The 17,877-nt window shown below is 67.8% G+C and carries 15 protein-coding genes and 1 riboswitch; of the genes, 8 read left to right on the top strand and 7 right to left on the bottom strand.

Annotation, left to right across the window (positions count from 1 at the left end; all coding sequences use genetic code 11):
* Positions 1-14: 14 nt before the first annotated feature.
* The 6 genes from OKW52_RS04135 to OKW52_RS04110 form a co-directional block, all read right to left on the bottom strand.
* Positions 15-1,523, bottom strand: a complete 1,509-nt coding sequence (locus OKW52_RS04135) for a dynamin family protein (RefSeq protein WP_264504584.1) — start codon at positions 1,521-1,523, stop codon at positions 15-17.
* Positions 1,510-2,502: a GTPase gene (locus OKW52_RS04130; RefSeq protein WP_264504583.1), complete on the bottom strand. Its 993-nt coding sequence runs from the start codon at positions 2,500-2,502 to the stop codon at positions 1,510-1,512. The genes OKW52_RS04135 and OKW52_RS04130 overlap by 14 nt, the downstream gene beginning before the upstream one ends.
* A 62-nt stretch (positions 2,503-2,564) precedes the next feature.
* Positions 2,565-3,497: an esterase-like activity of phytase family protein gene (locus OKW52_RS04125; protein ID WP_264504582.1), complete on the bottom strand. Its 933-nt coding sequence runs from the start codon at positions 3,495-3,497 to the stop codon at positions 2,565-2,567.
* A complete protein-coding gene (gene mepA, locus OKW52_RS04120) occupies positions 3,494-4,414 on the bottom strand; it encodes a penicillin-insensitive murein endopeptidase (protein WP_264504581.1) in 921 nt (306 codons plus the stop codon). The genes OKW52_RS04125 and mepA overlap by 4 nt, the downstream gene beginning before the upstream one ends.
* Positions 4,411-5,766 (bottom strand): MFS transporter, encoded by a 1,356-nt coding sequence (locus tag OKW52_RS04115; protein ID WP_264504580.1) that lies wholly within the window; start codon positions 5,764-5,766, stop codon positions 4,411-4,413. Before OKW52_RS04115 ends, mepA begins: the two co-directional genes overlap by 4 nt.
* A 108-nt stretch (positions 5,767-5,874) precedes the next feature.
* Entirely contained in the window at positions 5,875-8,202 is a 2,328-nt protein-coding gene (locus OKW52_RS04110; protein ID WP_264504579.1) for a Tex family protein, read from the bottom strand.
* 115 nt (positions 8,203-8,317) lie between these two features.
* On the opposite strand from OKW52_RS04110, the gene OKW52_RS04105 reads away from it, so the two are divergent.
* Positions 8,318-8,821: a DUF1643 domain-containing protein gene (locus OKW52_RS04105; protein WP_264504578.1), complete on the top strand. Its 504-nt coding sequence runs from the start codon at positions 8,318-8,320 to the stop codon at positions 8,819-8,821.
* Positions 8,822-9,042: 221 nt separating this feature from the next.
* On the opposite strand, the gene cobO is transcribed toward OKW52_RS04105, so the two are convergent.
* Entirely contained in the window at positions 9,043-9,663 is a 621-nt protein-coding gene (cobO, locus tag OKW52_RS04100) for a cob(I)yrinic acid a,c-diamide adenosyltransferase (RefSeq protein ID WP_264504577.1), read from the bottom strand.
* A 36-nt stretch (positions 9,664-9,699) separates the two neighbouring features.
* Positions 9,700-9,908, top strand: a riboswitch (cobalamin riboswitch).
* A 64-nt stretch (positions 9,909-9,972) separates the two neighbouring features.
* Here cobO and OKW52_RS04095 point away from each other — a divergent pair.
* The 7 genes from OKW52_RS04095 to cobJ all read left to right on the top strand — a co-directional run bounded on the left by OKW52_RS04095 (position 9,973) and on the right by cobJ (position 17,810).
* Positions 9,973-10,329 carry a DUF1636 domain-containing protein gene (locus OKW52_RS04095; protein ID WP_264504576.1) on the top strand — a complete coding sequence of 119 codons (357 nt, stop codon included), beginning with the start codon at positions 9,973-9,975 and terminating at the stop codon, positions 10,327-10,329.
* The gene (cobW, locus tag OKW52_RS04090) at positions 10,330-11,367 is read left to right on the top strand and encodes a cobalamin biosynthesis protein CobW (protein ID WP_127110728.1); all 1,038 of its coding nucleotides are present in this window, start codon (positions 10,330-10,332) and stop codon (positions 11,365-11,367) included. It begins immediately after the preceding gene.
* 7 nt (positions 11,368-11,374) lie between these two features.
* Positions 11,375-14,593, top strand: coding sequence for a cobaltochelatase subunit CobN (gene cobN / locus OKW52_RS04085; RefSeq protein WP_264504575.1), 3,219 nt, complete (start codon positions 11,375-11,377; stop codon positions 14,591-14,593).
* Positions 14,590-15,630: a hypothetical protein gene (locus OKW52_RS04080; protein ID WP_264504574.1), complete on the top strand. Its 1,041-nt coding sequence runs from the start codon at positions 14,590-14,592 to the stop codon at positions 15,628-15,630. The genes cobN and OKW52_RS04080 overlap by 4 nt, the downstream gene beginning before the upstream one ends.
* Positions 15,631-15,718: 88 nt before the next feature.
* Entirely contained in the window at positions 15,719-16,348 is a 630-nt protein-coding gene (locus tag OKW52_RS04075) for a precorrin-8X methylmutase (RefSeq protein WP_264504573.1), read from the top strand.
* Complete coding sequence (gene cobI / locus OKW52_RS04070) at positions 16,345-17,067, top strand: precorrin-2 C(20)-methyltransferase (protein ID WP_264504572.1); 723 nt, start codon at positions 16,345-16,347, stop codon at positions 17,065-17,067. Before OKW52_RS04075 ends, cobI begins: the two co-directional genes overlap by 4 nt.
* A complete protein-coding gene (gene cobJ, locus OKW52_RS04065; RefSeq protein ID WP_264504571.1) occupies positions 17,064-17,810 on the top strand; it encodes a precorrin-3B C(17)-methyltransferase in 747 nt (248 codons plus the stop codon). The genes cobI and cobJ overlap by 4 nt, the downstream gene beginning before the upstream one ends.
* The last annotated feature ends 67 nt before the right edge of the window (positions 17,811-17,877 follow it).

Here is a 17,877-nt window from a genome sequence, read left to right as displayed (position 1 = left end):
CCTTGCTGCGCGGCTCAGCGCCGCCAGCGGCTGCCCAGCGCCTTGGCCACCGCGCTCACCCCGCGTCCGGCGCGGGCGATATTGCCACGCAACCCCTCGCTGCGCGAGGCCTCCAGCCGCAGACGGTTGCGCCGGGTCATGCGCGCCTCGGGCAGCACCGCGTCGATGGCGGCGTTCAGCGCGTCGATGTTCCACTCGGGCGCTTCGGCGCGGATCGGGATCACCTCGGCCCCGCCCATGTCGCGGGCAATCGCATCGGTGGCGGCGCGCAGGCGGGCCTTATCCTCAGCGGTGAGCGTGTTCTCTGGCCGTGGCCAACCCGGCAGCAACAGGTCCGAGGCGTTGGCGACATGCACCACCGGCGGGTGCCGCCGCGCCGGATCGCGCGCCATCGCGGCCTGAAACGCGGCCATCAGCCCCACATCCGCCGCGCGCCCCGGCCTGTTCGCCCGGTGCACCCACAACACCAGATCGGCCGTCACCATCTGCGCGGCAATCGCCCGGGCCACCTTGTCGGTGCCATCCAGCCCCGGTGTGTCGATCACCCGCACGCCGCTGTCCAGCGCGTGCCCGGCAGCGGTGTCGGTGGTCGGCGCAGCGTCGGTCTCGGTCGCGTCCTCGCCCAGCAGCGCATTGACCAGCGTCGATTTCCCGGCTGAAATCTGGCCGACGACGACAATCTGCACCGCCCCCTCGGGCGCGGCATCGGGCACGATCACCCGCGCGCCGTGGCGGCTGAGATCGGCTTCGCTGACCTTGAGCCGCCCCGAGAACAGATCAACCGCTGCCTGCGCCGCCTCTTCCAGCAGGATCGCCTGCGCGTCGCGGCGGAATTTCTCGGTCAGGCGGTCCTGCAGCCCGGTGGCCAGCACCCGCTCGGCCTCGCGCAGCAACCCGACGGCGGGGTTGAGCAACAGCCGCACCCCGCGCCACGCCAGAAACCCGGTCTCCCACGCCGTCAGCGCCGCGTCCTGCTTGCGCCACAGCCAATGCATGGTGCGCACCGACAGCCGGTCGGAATAGGGGATGCTTTCAAGCAGGAACGCCCGATACCGCAGCGCCACCTGATCAATCAGCAACAGCGCCTCGGGCAGGGTGAAATCCAGCGCGCTGCGCTGGCCATTGGACATGTCGGTGGCAACTTCTTCCACCACCGTCAGCGCCTCGGTCGGCAGGGTGGCCCACGGGATCGGCTCTTTCAGGCGGGTGTCGATGCGGGCGCGGGCACGCTCGAACGCGGCCTTTTCGGCGGGGGACCATTCGGGGTCGGCCTTTGGCCCCTCCAGCTCGCGCGGCTCGCGTTCCCCGGCAACGCGGGTGCGCCAGCGGGCCAGCCCGACAGCCACGCGAAAGACGGCATAGAACCCGGCGGTGCCCAGCGCGAACCACAACAGGTAACCGTGTTCGTTCAGCCACAAAAAGCCCAGCAGCATGGAAATCGTCAGTGGCAGCGCCAGAATCGCCGCCAATCCCAGCCGGTCCCAGCGCAACAGCGTGTGGCGCAGGCGGTCAGTCAGCCGCATGTTTCGCGCCTTTCAGCGCCTGATCATAAAGGCTGCGCAAGGTCGCGCTGTCCGGTGCCGCACCCCGCGACAGCCCGTGGAGCCAGGCCGAGGCCGCGCGGCCCAGCGCATAGGTCGTGGCGAAACTGGTGCCCGCCGCCGCTGCAGCGCCCAGCGTCTGGCCAAAGACCGGGATCAGCTTGGCCCCCTGCCGCAGCGCCATGCCCGTGGCCATGCGCACCAGCGCCCCGGTGCCAAGCGCCGAGGCCAGCAGGCCCATCCGCGCCGGTGTGAGTTCGACATCGTATTTGCGTGCAAGGGCATGCAGCATCGCGCCTTGGGCTGCGGGCACCGTGGCAAGGCCCGTCAGCGGCACCACGTCCGACGCCCCGGCCATCGCGGCATAGCGCAGCACCAGCGGGCGGTTCTTGGCGAAAACGCGCGCCTCTTCGGCCCGGCGCAGGATCGCGGCGGCACGGGGCATGAAGCTGTCAAGCGCATCAAGCAACGCCTCGATGCCCACCACCAGCCCGTCGGCGGGCAGCGCCATGGTCACGCTGGGAAACTCGCGCCCGATCAACGACGTGACATGCGCCCGGGCACGGACCTGCGCGCCGGGCTCCGTCACCAGATCGGCCCCGGTAAAGACCAGAAGCACCGGCAGATTGGTGTCGCGCAAAACCTCGGCCACCGGCGCTTGCACCGGATCATCCAGCCGGATCACCGCCAGGATCGCCTGCGCCGTCCTGCCTGCCCGCTCAAGATCAGGCGTGGCGTCATAGCCTGTCTCGCCCAAGCCTCGCGTGTCCAGAAAGCGCACGGCGGCGGCTTGCGGCGGGAAGTCATGGACCGCCGCGCCGCGCGTGCCCGGCTCGAACCCGTTGCCGACCTCACCCGCCCCCGTCAGGGCGCGCACCAGCGAGGTCTTGCCTGCGCCGGTCTTGCCCAGAAGCCAGATCACCGGCACGGCCGGCTCAAGGTTGCGCTGCGTCTCGGTCACGGGTTGCCCTCTTGCGATACACCCTCTTCAGGTAGGATCCCCCGGCCCCGGATGCAATCACCTCAGCGGTTCAGCACCAGATCGACCAGTTCGCTGCGGTCGGGATGCAGGTCATCATCGGCGACCATCAGCATGCGGGTACGACCATTCCAGTCGCGAAAGACACTCAAGCCTTCAAGATTGCCGAACTGGCCATATTCCGAGCGCATCACCACCTGCGGCTCGCTGATCGCGCGCCCCCGGATGGCGAAGCGACGGACCTGACTGCGAAAGCCACGCGCGGCATACTCGCGCTCAAGGACATAGAGCTGGCCATCAGGGCCAAAGTCAGCGCCGACCGGCAGGAATGCGCCATCCTCGGGCAGACGGAACGACCCATCCCAGACACCGGCGCGCAGCCGGTAGGACGGAAAGCCATAGGTCGCCCGCGCCGGACGCTCGGGGATCGCATAGATCGCCCCGTCACCGGCAATCGCCAGCGCTTCCAGCCCGCGCCCGGCCCGCAGGCGCGAAAAGTCGCGGTGTGCGCCCAGATCCTCGCCCGGACCGCCAAGGCGGCGATAGCGCAGCACGCGGTTGTGCTGTTCGAAGGACACATAGATTGAGCCATCCGGCCCGAGGGTGATCCCTTCGGAATCGTGCAACGAGCCGGTCAGCGGGCGGTTCTGGTCGTCGTTCAGAACGGCGACCTGACGCAGCTGAAAGCCGGTGATCTGCTGGCCATAGCCGCGTTGCAACCGGCCCGTGGCGATAAAGCCGTGGTCGGACAGCAGGTAGATCTCCACGCCGTCCCGCGTCGCGATCCCCGAAAAGTCATTGATGCCCCCCGACATCAGCGGCAGGGTGTAGCGCGCAACGACTTGAACAGGCGGGATATTCGTCGCCGGGTGTTGAACGACCCCGGCGAAATAGGTGGCAGGTTGGGCGCTTGCGGCAGCGGGCAGCAATGCGGCAAGCGCCAGGAGAGCAGCGACTAATGATTTGGCAGCATTCATCGTTGTACAACTTCCGAACATTGGCGTGGGAGGTCGGCCATGATGAATTCGCGCGGATGGCGACGCCGGGGCGGTGCCGGTTCCGTTGGTTGCGCGGGGCGACCCGTGGTGCGCGGCGGGTTCAGGTAATCAGTCACCCACCATCTCAGGCTGTCATCACAGCCATTGCCGCCGTTTGAAAGCTCGGCCACGGTCGGGCTTTGCGTCTCGCAGTGCGGCGATCCGGCTGGGCAGCGCAGCCGGACATGGAAATGATAATTATGCCCCGCGATGGGGCGAATACGTTGCAGCCACGCCGTATCCTCGGGCGTGGCGGTGCGGCACATCTCGATCTTGACCGCCGCCGCGACGAACACCCGGTCCACACGCGGATCGCTGGCCGCAGCGCGCAGCAGGGCAGCATGGCGCGGGGTCCAGTGGCTGGTCAGCCCGCGCTGATCCTCGGTCCGCACGGACACCGAGCTGATGTTTTCGCGCTCACCCCGGCTCAGGGTCAGGCTTTCGGGCGGCAGCATCCAGATATCGGCGTCCAGCCCCATCTGGTGGCTGGCATGGCCCGAGGTCATCGGCCCGCCACGCGGCTGGCTGATATCCCCGACATAGAGCCCCCGCCAGCCGATCTGCACGGCCTGACGGCTCAGCCCCTCAAGGAAATCAATCATCTGGGGGTGACCCCAGTTGCGATTGCGCGACAGACGCATCGCCTGCCAGGTCGGCCCTGTTTCCGGCAATTGCACCAGCCCGTCGGCACAGCCGCGCGCATAGGATCCATAGGTCTGGGCCGGTTCACTGGTCCCGCGCGATGCTGCGCCGAACAACTGGTTGGCCAGCGACTGGCTGAGGGCTGAGTCGACAACCGCCGTGCTCGCACAGGCCGCCAGAACCAGACCCCCCAGAACCAGACCCAGTTTCTTCATGCCAACACCCTCTTCGAGCCTTCAGGATTAACAAACAGCAGCAAAATCAGCCCGATACAGAACAGTGCCGCCACCGGCAGGATGCCGTATTGCTGGCTGCCCGTGATGTCGGTGACGATGCCGATCGACAGCGGTGCCAGAAAGGCGGTGGCTTTCCCCGACAGGGCATAAAGGCCAAAACCCTCGGTCATCTTTTCTTCATCCCCTTGGCGCACCATCATCGTGCGGCTGGCCGATTGCAGCGAACCACCGCCAGCGCCGATGATCGCGCCCAAGATGTAGAAGGAGATATCCGGCAGGTTCGACTCAGGCCCGACAGCGACGCCAAAGACCGAGGTCCGCGAGACAAACACAATCGCCAGCGCGACCACCGCCAGGACGATCACGTTGAACAGGATCACCGGTTTCGGACCCCAACGGCTGTCCGCCTTGCCGCCCAGCCACGCGAACACCGCACCGGTCGTTGCGGCCAGAATGCCGAAGATGCCGACGCTCACCACGCTCCAGCCGAGCACACCGGCGGCATAAATGCCGCCAAAGGTGTAAACGCCGTTGAGCGCGTCACGGTAAAGCATCGAGGATCCCAAAAAGGCAAACAGGCTGCGGTTCTTGGGCAAACTCGCCAACGTCGCCTTAAGTTCCGGCCAAGCGCCAGAAATCGCCGCGCCAATGCTCACCGCGCCGGGTTTCTTGGGCTCACGCACCCACAGAAAGAACGGGATCATGAACACGATATACCAGATCGCCGTCAGCGGCCCGACCGAGCGCGTGCCCTCGCGCGCCGCGGCATCCAGACCGAAAAGCGGGTCGATGCCGATCAGCGTCTTGCCGGTGTCCCCCTCGGCCAGCAACGTCAGCATCAGGATCAGGCTGATCAGCCCGCCGACATAACCCCACGCCCAGCCCGAGCCTGACACCTTGCCCAATTCCTCACGCGGGGCGAGGTCGGGCAGCATGGCGTTGGTGAAGATCGTGGCGAACTCCATGCCCACCAGACCGATGCAGAAGAACAGCATCACCTGCCAGATGTTGAAGCTGTCAGGCGCGGAAAACCACACGCCCCAGGCCCCGATCACATAGAGGATGGAGAAAAACCAGATGAACCCCATCCGGCGCCCGCTCTTGTCCGCGATCGCCCCCAGCAGGGGTGCCAGCAGGGCCAGCAGGATACCGGCAAAGCCGATCCCATAGCCCCAGATGGCCTGCGCGCGAGAGCCGTCACCGACGATCCCAACCACATATGGGCCGAAGATGAAGGTGATCAGCAAAGTGTTGTAGGGTTGGCTGGCCCAATCGAACCACCACCAGCCCCAGATCTCGTTTCTGGGCCGCAGACTGCGCCATAAATTCATGCCCCCCGAGCTATGGGCCGATCAAGACCCAAGCCGGGGATTCGGGCAAGTCACGAATCTATAACGATTTTCACCTGTGGCCGATTCAGCCCAGACTCCCGCGCCGACTCAGCGCTTCTTCATCGCGTCCAGCAGCGCGGCCCCAAACGCTCCGGTTGAGTCCGCGCGCTTGGGCGGGCTGGCACTGCCGCCATGGATCGGCTTCCCGCCGCCCTTGCCCCGCTGGTCACCGCGCTGGTCGCGCGCGGGGCGGTCCTCGGCCCCCGCGTTGTCCTTGCGCATGGTCAGGCCGATGCGCTTGCGCGCCACGTCGACCTCGACCACCCGCACGCTGACGACGCCGCCCGCCTTGACCACCTCATGCGGGTCTTTGACAAAGCGGTCAGCCAGCTGGCTGACATGCACCAACCCGTCCTGATGCACGCCCACATCAACGAAGGCACCGAAGGCCGCGACGTTGGTCACCGTGCCCTCCAGCCGCATCCCCGGTTTCAGATCGCGGATCTCGTTGACACCCTCGGCGAAGGTGGCCGTCTTGAACTCAGGGCGCGGGTCACGGCCGGGCTTTTCCAGCTCGGACAGGATGTCCTTGACCGTCGGCAGGCCGAATTTCTCATCGGTAAAATCGCGCGGCTCAAGCCGCCGCAGCGGCGCAGGGTCTTTCATCAGCGTGGCCACATCCTTGCCCACCGATTTGACGATTCTGCGCGCCAAATCATAGGCTTCCGGGTGCACGGACGAGGCATCGAGCGGCTCTGCCCCACCCTGAATGCGCAGGAATCCCGCCGCCTGCTCGAAGGCCTTCGGCCCCAGCCGCGCCACCTTGAGCAGATCGCGCCGCTTGGCAAAGGGCCCGTTCGCGTCCCGGTGCGCCACAACAGCCTCGGCCAGCCCCGGCCCCAGTCCTGAGACGCGCGCCAGCAGCGGCGCCGAGGCCGTGTTCAGCTCAACCCCGACTGCGTTCACCGCATCTTCGACCACGCCATCCAGCGCCTTGCCCAGCGCCGACTGGTTCACGTCGTGCTGATACTGGCCGACGCCGATCGCCTTGGGCTCGATCTTTACCAACTCGGCCAGCGGATCCTGCAAACGGCGGGCAATCGACACGGCCCCACGGATCGACACATCCAGATCGGGGAATTCGCGCGCCGCCAGTTCAGAGGCGGAGTAGACCGAAGCCCCCGCCTCAGACACCACCACCTTGACCGGGCGCGGGCTGGGCAGTTTCGTCAACAGTTCCGCCGCCAGCGCATCGGTTTCGCGGCTGGCGGTGCCGTTGCCGATGGCGATCAGCCCGACGTTGTGCTTGCGGATCAGCGCCCCCAGCACGGCCAGTGTCCCCTGCACATCCAGACGCGGCTGGAAGGGATAGACCGTGGCATGGTCCAGTACCTTGCCGGTTGCGTCGACCACGGCCACCTTGACCCCGGTACGGATGCCCGGATCCAGCCCCATCGTGGCCTTGGCTCCGGCAGGAGCGGCCAGCAGCAAATCCTTGAGGTTGCGCGCAAAGACGCGGATTGCCTCGGTTTCGGATTTTTCGCGCAGGTCGGTCATCAGGTCGATGGTCAGGGACAGCTTCAGCTTGATGCGCCAGACCCAGCCGGCCAGCTTGTCCAGCCAGACGTCACCCTTGCCCGCCCGGCCGATGTTGAGCGCGGTTTTCACCATCTGCTCGGCCCGCGACTCGCCGGGCGTGGCTTCCGGCTCGACCTTCAGATCGAGCGCGAGGAACCCCTCATTGCGCCCCCGGAACATCGCCAGCGCGCGGTGGCTGGGCACGCCTGAGAGCAGCTCGGAGTGCGCGAAATAATCCGAGAACTTCGCGCCCTCGTTTTCCTTGCCCGGCAAGACCTCGGACGACAGAAACGCCGCCTGCGCCATGTAGGCCCGCAACTGGGCTTTCAGCGCGGCATCCTCGACCAGCCCCTCGGCAATGATCTCGCGCGCGCCCTCAAGTGCGGCCTTGGGATCGGCCACAGCCTCGGACAGATACCCCGCCGCCAAGACCTCAGGGTCAGCGACGCGGTCGGCAAGAATCGCCTCGGCCAAAGGCTCCAGCCCGTTCTCACGCGCGATCATCGCCTTGGTGCGGCGCTTGGGCTTGAACGGCAGGTAGAGGTCTTCGAGCACCGATTTCGTTTCGGCCCCGGTGATCGCCCTGGCCAGCGCGTCGGTCATCTTGCCCTGCGTGCTGATCGACTCAAAAATCACCGCCCGCCGCGCCTCCATCTCGCGCAGATAGGACAGCCGTTCCGCCAGATTGCGCAGCTGCGTGTCGTCCAGCCCGCCAGTGGCCTCCTTGCGATAGCGCGCCACGAAAGGCACCGTCGCGCCCTCATCCAGCAGCGCCACGGCGGCCGAGACCTGCTCGGGGCGGGCGCCAATCTCAGTGGCGATCTGACGGGGAATGCGCAAGTCGGCGGGAAGGGTCACGGAGGCGGGCCTTTCATCGGGGAACAGGCGGCGAACTTAGCCGCGCGGCGGCGCAACCGAAACCCCTTTCAGCGGGGACTGGCGGCCCGGCGCCGGGCTGCGCTATGAACGTCGCATGATCACCCGCACGCATACCAAGGGCGATGCGCCCTCAACCGCCGTCTACTCGCCCTGCGAGAAATTCCGCTACACCCTGACCCGGACTTGGGCGCCAGAGGGGCGGCGTGTGCTCTTTGTGATGCTCAACCCTTCCACCGCGACCGAGGTGCAGAATGACCCCACCGTCGAGCGCTGCGAGCGCCGCGCGCGCGCGCTGGGCTTTGGTGCGTTCCGGGTGTGCAACATCTTCGCCTACCGCGCGACGGACCCGAAGGTGATGCGGGCGCAGGACGATCCGGTCGGCCCGGGCAATGACGCAGCCATCGCCGAAAGCGCCGCCTGGGCGGATACAGTCGTCTGCGCCTGGGGCACCCACGGCGCCCATCTGGCGCGCGGCGCGCAGGTGGAGGCGCTGCTGCGCGGGACCGGCAAGCCGCTCTGGCACCTCGGCCTCAGCCTTGCGGGGCATCCCAAGCATCCGCTCTACATCAGCTATTCTCACCAGCCGGAACCCTGGTGACACGCCGGGCGACCGGGGGGCTGCTCGCCCCCGAACCCCCTCGCCAAAGGGGGAGCACGCTCCCCTTTGGAAACCCCCGTGGATATTTGACGCATAAAGTTGGGCCTTAACGATCCGTTAACCCTGCAACTTTATGCCCTAAATATCCTGGGGGGTGAATTGGCCGTCAGGCCAAGAGGGGGCGACGCCCCCTTGCCCGGTCGCCCACAGGGCGAAAAACTTCAGAATTCAACGCCCGCCTGCGCCTTGATCCCGGCGCGGAACGGGTGTTTGACCACCGCCATTTCCGTCACCAGATCGGCGATCTCGATCAACTCGGGTTTCGCGTTGCGCCCGGTCAGCACCACATGGGTCATGAAGGGCTTCTCATCGCGCAGAAACGCCACAACCTCGGCCAGATCCAGATACTCATACCGCAGCGCGATGTTGATCTCGTCCAGCAGCACCATCTGCACCGAAGGGTCGCGGATCAGCTCTTTCGCTTTCTCCCACCCGCGCTGGGCCGCCGCGATGTCTCGGGCCTTGTCCTGCGTTTCCCAGGTGAAGCCCTCGCCCATCGCATAAAACTGGCACAACCCGCCGAAATGCTCGGTCAGCAGCCGCCGCTCACCGGTATCCCAGGCGCCCTTGATGAACTGCACCACCGCGCAGGGCATCCCATGCGCGATAGAGCGCAGGATCATGCCGAACCCGGACGAAGATTTCCCCTTGCCCGGTCCCGTATGGACGATGATCAGGCCCTTCTCGCCCTGCCGGTCTTCATTCATCCGGTCGCGCGCCGCCTTGATCTTTTGCATCTTCGCCTTGTGTTTATCGGCCTCGCCGTCGCCCTCGCTGTTCATCCGGTCGCTTCCTTGCTTGACTCGTTTGTCCCCGCAGCGCATGTCCAGCGGGCTGGTGCCTGTCATCTGACAGGTGAAAAGGGAATGCGTCCGGGGGTCAACCCCAAAGCGCAGCCGCCCCCGCGACCGTGACCGAAGAGGTTGCCCAATGCCACTGGCCTTTGCGCCGGGAAGGCGGGCCGCCGCCGGGGGCCAGATCCCCGAACTTCGCAAGCCGGGAGACCTGCCAGCCGTGACGATACCAGCCGGACGGGGTGTTCTGGCGACGGGTTCGGCCTGCCGCCCCCGCATACCCCGCAAAGGAGCATGATGGCCGAGACGGTCGAACTTTTGGTCTGCGTGACCTGCAAGCGTGAGGGGATGAACCCCGATGCGCCCCGCCCCGGCCAGCAACTGGCCGATGCCCTGGCGGGTCAGTTGCCCGAGGGCATCACCCTGCGCCAGACCGAGTGTCTGTCCAACTGCTCGCGCGGCTGCACCGTCGCCCTGCGCGCGCCCGGTCGGTGGACCTATATCTACGGCAATCTCGCGCCCGAGCAGGCCGACACCGTCGCCGAGGGTGCCGCCAAATACCACGCCAGCGCCGATGGGCTGGTGCCCTGGCGCGAACGCCCCGAGCATTTCCGCAAGAACTGCATTGCCCGAATTCCCCCTCTGGAGGCCTGAATGTCCACGCTGAACAAAACCCCCGTCACCGTCATCACCGGCTTTCTCGGGTCAGGCAAGACCACGCTGATTTCGCATCTGATCCGCAACGCGGGCGGTCTGCGTCTGGCCGTGGTGGTCAATGAGTTCGGCACTTTGGGCGTTGATGGCGAGATCCTGAAATCCTGCGCGATCCCCGATTGTCCGGCGGAGAACATCGTCGAGCTGTCGAATGGCTGCATCTGCTGCACCGTCGCCGATGATTTCGTGCCCACGGTCGAGGCCTTGCTGGCCATGACCCCGCCGCCCGATCACATCCTGATCGAAACCTCGGGTCTGGCTCTGCCCAAGCCCCTGCTCAAGGCCTTCGACTGGCCCGCGATCCGCTCGCGCATCACCGTCGATGGCGTGATCGCGCTGGCCGATGCCGAGGCTGTTGCCGCGGGTCGTTTCGCCCCCGATCTGGCCGCGGTCGAGGCCCAGCGCGCCGCCGACGACAGCATCGACCATGAAACGCCCTTGAGCGAGGTGTTCGAGGATCAGATCTCCTGCGCCGATGTCATCTTGCTGACCAAGGCCGATCTGGCCGGTCCCGAGGGCGTCGCCAAAGCCCGCGCGGTGATCGCCGCCGAGGCCCCGCGCCCGCTGCCGGTGGTCGAGGTGACCGAGGGCATCGTCGATGCCCGCGTCATTCTGGGCCTCAATGCCGCCGCCGAGGATGATCTGGCCGCCCGCCCCTCGCATCACGATGGCCATGACGACCACGAGCATGATGATTTCGACACGGTTGTGGTCGAGATGGGCGAGATTGCCGATCTGCCCGCGCTGGCCGTGAAGATCGAGGCGATGGCCCGCGATCTCGATATCCTGCGCGTCAAAGGCTACGTTGCCGTCGCTGGCAAGCCGATGCGCGCGCTGGTGCAGGCGGTGGGGGCGCGGGTGCGTCACCAGTTCGACCGCCCGTGGAAAGCCGGTGAGCCGCGCGTCACGCAGCTGGTGGTCATCGCCGAACATGACCGCATCGACGCCGCTGCCATCAAGGCCGCGCTGGGGGTCTGACACCGCGATGCACGTCATCTTCCGCGAAAGTCACGGGCTGGAGGAAAGCGCCACGCCGCAGGATCTGGGCCAGACGCCCGGTGATCTTGTGGTGCTGTCGTTCTCGGACTCTGACCTTGGCGCTTTCGCGGCGGGGTGGCGGCGCGCGGGTGGAAACCTGCCCTCGCTGCGGCTGGCCAATCTGGCGGCGCTCAAGCATCCGCTCTCGGTCGATACCTATGTCGACAGCACTTTGCAGGGGGCCAAAGGCATCCTGATCCGGCTGATCGGTGGGGTGCCCTATTGGTCCTATGGGTTGCAGCAGGTGCAGGCGCTGGCCTCGCGCCACGGCATCGCGCTGGCCGTGTTGCCCGCCGATGGTCGCCCCGATCCGCGTCTGGATGAGATCAGCACGCTGCCGGTGTCCACTCTGCGCCGGTTGCAGCATCTGTGCGATCAGGGCGGCGCGGTGGCCGCGCAAGCGGCCCTGCAACAATTCGCGCTGGCATGTGGTCTCTATGCGCCGCCCGTGCGCGGCGTCCGGGCGCTGCCCGAGGTTGGCGGCTGGACCGCGCAGGGTCTGCACTGCCCCGCCGCGCTGTCCTTCGGCACCCGCCCGCGGATCGTCCTTACCTTCTACCGCGCCTATCTGACCGCCGCCGATACCGAGCCGCTGGAAGCCATCGCGCAGGCGTTCGAGGCGCAGGGCTATGACGTGATCGGCCTGTTCGCGCCTTCCCTCAAAGCCCCGCAAGCGCGCGGCTGGCTGGCGCGCTGGGTCAAGGCGCTGGCCCCGGTCGCGGTGATCAACGCCACCGCCTTCAGCGCGCAGGGTGAGGGCGGCACACCACTTGAGGCCGCCGGGGTGCCGGTGTTTCAGGTCGCGCTGGCCACCAACCCGCGTCAGGGTTGGGAGAGTGGCGAGCGCGGCTTGTCGCCCGCCGATCTGGCCATGCATGTGGTTCTGCCCGAGGTGGACGGGCGGCTGTTCGGCAGCGTCGTCAGCTTCAAGGACGCGACCGACCCTGACCCCGATCTGCAATTCGCCCGCGTCCAGCACCGCGCCGAGGCCCCGCGCATCGCGGCACTGGTGGCGCGTGTCACCGGCTGGATCGCGCTGGGCCAGACCGCGCCGCACCATCGCCGCCCCGCGCTGGTGCTCAGCACCTATCCGGGCAAGGGCTGGCAGATGGCGCATGCCGTCGGCCTCGACGCGCTGGAAAGCACCCGCGCGATCCTGCAAGACCTGAGTGCGCAGGGCTACGCCATCGACGCCGCCGATCCCCGCGCGCTGGAAACCGCCCGCATCGAGTGGTCCCTCTTCGATTACCGCCTCGCGCTGGCGAAGCTGCCGCAAAAGCTGCAACAGGCGATCCATCTGGCGTGGGGCGACCCCGATGATGACGACAGCCTGGTCGACGGCGCCTTCCATTTCGCCGCCCTGCGCGCTGGAAACGCCCTGATCGCCCTGCAGCCCGAGCGCGGCATCGTCACCGCCCGCGACGCCGATTACCACGATGTCGCCCGCGTCCCGCGCCACGCCTATGTCGCCTTCTACCTCTGGCTCAAGCAGCAGGCCGACGCGCTGGTGCATATCGGCGCGCATGGCACGCTGGAATGGCTGCCGGGCAAATCCGTTGCCCTGTCCGACGCCTGCTGGCCCGAGGCGCTGACCCGCGGCCTGCCCGTGATCTATCCGTTCATCGTCAACGACCCCGGCGAGGCCGCGCAGGCCAAGCGCCGGATCGGTGCCGTGACCCTTGGCCACGTCCCGCCGCCGATGGCCGTGGCCGAGCAGGGCGCGGGGATGGCGCAGCTGGAGGCGTTGCTCGATGAATTCTCCAACGCCGACGGTCTGGACCCGGCGCGCCGCGACCGGCTGCAAGCCTCGATCCGCACCGAGGCGCAGGCGCTGGGGCTTGAGGACGAGCTGGGCCTGACCCGCGCGACCTCCTTGGCCGAGGCGATCACGCGCATCGACCGCTTTGTCTGCGATGTGAAGGAAAGCCAGTTCGGCGAGGGGCTGCATATCTTCGGCACCGGCGATCACGGTGCATCCGAGCGCGCTGGCCTGCGGGCCGCGCTCAGCGGGCGTTTCGTGCCCCCCGGCCCCTCGGGCAGCCCGTGGCGCGGGCGCAAGGACGTGCTGCCGACTGGCCGCAACCTCTTCACCACCGACCCCCGCGCCGTGCCGACCCGCGCCGCTTATGCGCAGGGCGTGACACTGGCCGAAGAACTGGTGCGCCGCCATTTGCAGGATCACGGCGATTATCCGCGCGGGCTGGTGGTGGATCTGTGGGGGTCCGCGACAATGCGCACGGCGGGCGAGGAATTCGCCATGGCGCTGCATCTTCTGGGCGTGAAACCGGTGTGGGATGAAGGCTCGGGCCGAGTCAACGGCGTGGAAATCCTGCCCATCGCCGAACTCGACCGCCCCCGGCTGGACGTCACCCTGCGCGTCTCGGGCCTGTTCCGCGACGTGTTCCCCGACCTTTCGGCGCTCTACGGTCAGGCGATCCGCGCGCTGGCCGCGCGCGACGAGGCCCCCGACTGGAACCCCTACGCCGGCCGCGACGATCTGGCCCGCGTCTATGGCCCCGCGCCCGGCACCTACGGGCTGGGCATGGGCGACGCGCCCGAGACCTACACCGATGAGGCCCGGCACGCGGCGGGCGAGGCGTGGCTCAAGGCCTCGTCCCACGCGCTCGACGGCAGCGACAGCACTGGCATCGCCGCCCGCGTCGCGCAGGCGGATGCCTTTGTCCACCTGCAAGACCTGCCCGAAACCGACCTGCTGCTCGCCGCCGATTATGCCGCGCATGAGGCGGGCTTTGCCGCAGCACAAGCGATCACCGGCGGCAGCGCCGCGCTCTACCACCTCGACGCCCGCGACCCCGCCAACCCCCGTGCGCGCTCGCTGACCGAGGAAATCGCCCGCGTCGTGCGCGCCCGTGCCGCCAACCCGGTCTGGGTGGACGGCATGATGAACCACGGCTTTCGCGGCGGGGCTGAAATTGCCGCGACGCTCGACCACCTCGGCGCGTTCGCCCATCTCGCCGCTGCCGTGCCGCCGCAGCTGATCGACCTCTACCACGAGGCGACTTTGGGTCGCGAAGACGTCCGCGCCTTTTTGCAAGCCGAGAACCCGCAGGCGCTGGCCGCGATGGAGGCCCGCTTTGCCGCCTTGCATGCGGCGGGTCTGTGGGTCACACGCAGGAACTCCATTCTGGCGGGGCTGAACCCATGAGTTATGACATCAAAGGCTGGTGCCCGGGCGCGCATCGCCCGATGATGTCGGGCGATGGCTATGTCGTCCGCGTGCGGCCGCGGCTGGGCGAGTTCTCCTTGGCTCAGGCGCTGGGCCTGTGCGCGGCGGCTGAAACCCACGGCGCGGGGCTGCTCGACGTCACCAACCGCGCGAATGTGCAGATCCGGGGCGTGAGTGAGACCGCATGGCCCGCGCTGATGGCTGATCTTGAGTCGCTGGGCCTGCTCGACGCAGATGCCGACACCGAGACGCGCCGCAACATCGTTGTTGCCCCGACATGGACCGCGCAGGACGACACCCACCGCCTGACGCTGGAACTGCTGGCCCGGCTGGCGGAACTGCCTGTCCTGCCGCCCAAGATGGGCTTCGCCATCGACGCGGGCTCTGGCCCCGTGCTGCGCGACACCTCCGCCGATTTCCGCATCGAGCGCGGCAGCGACCGCCGGCTGATCCTGCGCGCAGACGGTCGCGCGCTGGGTCTTGCCCTGATGCCGGGCAGCGAAATCGACCCGCTGATCCGCCTGTGCCACTGGTTTGTCGACAGCGGCGGCCTGCAGGCCGGGCGCATGGCCCGCCACAGCGCGCCGCTTCCCGGCTGGGCCGAGGGCACCATCGCCCCCGCCCCGCGCCGCGATCTCGCTGCGCCCCGGTCCGCACAGCTTGGGCGCAGTGCAGGGCTGCGCTTTTGGTCAGATCCGCGCCGCCGATCTGGCCCGCGCGCTGACCGACTCGCAGGCCACTGCCCTGCGCCTCACCCCGTGGCGTACCATCGTGTTGCTCGATGCGAGCCCCGGCCCCCGCGCCGGTCTCAGCTGGTCACCCGAAGCGCCCGAGCTGCGGGTCGATGCCTGCCCCGGCGCGCCCTTTTGCCCGCAGGCCAGCGTGGAAACCCGCGCGCTGGCCCTTGCCCTTGCCCCCCATGTCGTCAATCGCCTGCACGTCAGCGGCTGCGCCAAAGGCTGCGCCCGCCCCGGCCCTACCGATCTGGTGCTGACCGGCGAAAACGGCCGCTATAGCCTTGCCACCCACGCCCGCGCCGGGGATACCCCCGTGCTCAAAGACCTCAGCGCCGCGCAGGTGCTTGCCCATTTCGGAGCCGTCTGAATGACTTACACCTATGAAACCGACGGGGCCGCGATTTATCTGCAGTCCTTTGCCATGATCCGGGCCGAGGCCGATCTGAGCGCCTTTGACGCCGATCACGAACCCATCGCCGTGCGCATGATCCATGCCGCCGGGATGGTGGGGCTGGAGAAGTTCATCCGCTTCTCGCCCGGTTTCGCCCAAGCCGCGCGCGCAGCCCTTGAGGCCGGCGCCCCGATCCTGTGCGATGCGCGCATGGTGTCCGAGGGTGTCACCCGCCCCCGCCTGCCCGCCGACAACGCGGTGATCTGCACGCTGCAAGACCCGCGCGTGATGGGGATGGCGAAAGAGATGTCGAACACCCGCTCGGCGGCGGCGCTGGAACTGTGGCGTCCGCATCTCGAAGGCGCGGTCGTCGCCATTGGCAACGCCCCCACCGCGCTGTTCCACCTGCTGAATATGCTGCAAGATCCGGCCTGCCCGCGCCCGGCGGCGATCATCGGCTGCCCGGTCGGCTTTGTCGGCGCGATGGAGAGTAAAGACGCGCTCTGGGCCGATCAGCCGGTGCCGTGCTGCATCGTGCAAGGGCGTCTGGGCGGCTCGGCGATCACCGTCGCCGCGATCAACGCCATCGCGAGCCGCAAGGAATGACGGCGGGTACTATTCACGGCGTCGGCCTTGGCCCCGGCTCGCCCGATCTGATGAGCGTGCGCGCCGACCGTCTGGTCCGCGCCGCCCGCCACGTCGCCTATTTCCGCAAGGCGGGCAAACCGGGACAGGCGCGGCGCATCGTCGAGGGGATGCTGCGCGACGACGTGACGGAATATCCCATGGACTACCCGGTCACGACCGAAATCCCGCTGTCTGATCCCCGCTACGCCGAAACGCTGGCCGCCTTCTACGAAGACGTCGCCGCCCCCCTGCGCGCGCTGGCCGAAGGCGGCGAGGATGTTGTGGTGCTGGCCGAGGGCGATCCGTTTTTCTACGGCTCGTTCATGCACCTCTACACCCGCCTGCGACCGCATGTGCCCGTCGCCGTGGTGCCCGGCATCACCGGCATGTCGGCGGCGTGGTCCGCGACCGGCACGCCGATCACCTGGGGCGATGACGTGATGACCGTGGTCCCCGCGACCCTGCGCGAGGCGGCGCTGACCGCGCGGATCGCCTCGACCGATGCGCTGGTGGTGATGAAGATCGGCCAGAACCTGAGCAAACTCAAACGCGCGACCGAGCAGGCAGGCCGGATGGACGACGCGTGGCTGGTGGAATACGCCGCCATGCCCGACCAGCGGGTCGTGCCGCTGGCCGAGGTCGACACCGCGCCCTATTTCTCGATCGCCTTGATCCACGGCCAAGGGCGGCGGCCATGAACGGCTGGGTTGTCATCGCCGGGCTGGGACCGGGGAACGAGGCGATGGTCACGCCCGAAGTGCGTGACGCGCTGGACGCGGCCACAGATGTCGTCGGCTACATCCCCTATGTCGCCCGCGTCGCGCCGCGCGAGGGGCTGGTGCTGCATGCCTCGGACAACCGGGTGGAACTGGACCGCTCGCGTCACGCGCTGGAGATGGCGGCGGCGGGCAAGCGGGTGGTGGTGGTCTCGTCGGGCGATCCGGGCGTGTTTGCGATGGCCTCGGCGGTGTTCGAGGCGCTGGAGGCCGGGCCTGCCGACTGGCGCGCGCTGGAGATCCGCGTGCTGCCGGGCATCACCGCGATGCTGGCCGCCGCTGCCGCCGCAGGTGCGCCGCTGGGCCACGATTTCTGCACGATCAATCTGAGCGATAACCTCAAACCCTGGGCGCTGATCGAAAAGCGCTTGCGGCTGGCGGCGCAGGCGGATTTCGCCATGGCCTTCTACAACCCCCGCTCGAAATCGCGCCCCGAGGGGTTTGCGCGCACGCTGGACATCCTGCGCGATGCCTGCCGGGACGCCCGCCCGATCCTGTTCGCCCGCGCCGTGTCCACGCCCGAGCAGTCCCTGCGCATCGTCCCGCTGACCGAGGCGACGCCCGAAATGGCCGACATGCGCACGATGGTGATTGTGGGGTCTTCGACCACACGGATCATCGACACCCCGCGCGGACCGATCCTGTATACCCCGAGGTCGGTGTGAACGGCCGGGCCGGGCAAGGGGGCTTTCTGCCCCCCTCGGGCCGTTCCGGCCCTTCACCCCCGAGCGT

It is taken from the genome of Pararhodobacter zhoushanensis (assembly GCF_025949695.1).
Classification (GTDB): Bacteria; Pseudomonadota; Alphaproteobacteria; order Rhodobacterales; family Rhodobacteraceae; genus Pararhodobacter; species Pararhodobacter zhoushanensis_A.
The sequence above is the reverse complement of the archived record's forward strand: the minus strand, read 5'-3'. Positions and strand labels throughout refer to the sequence as shown.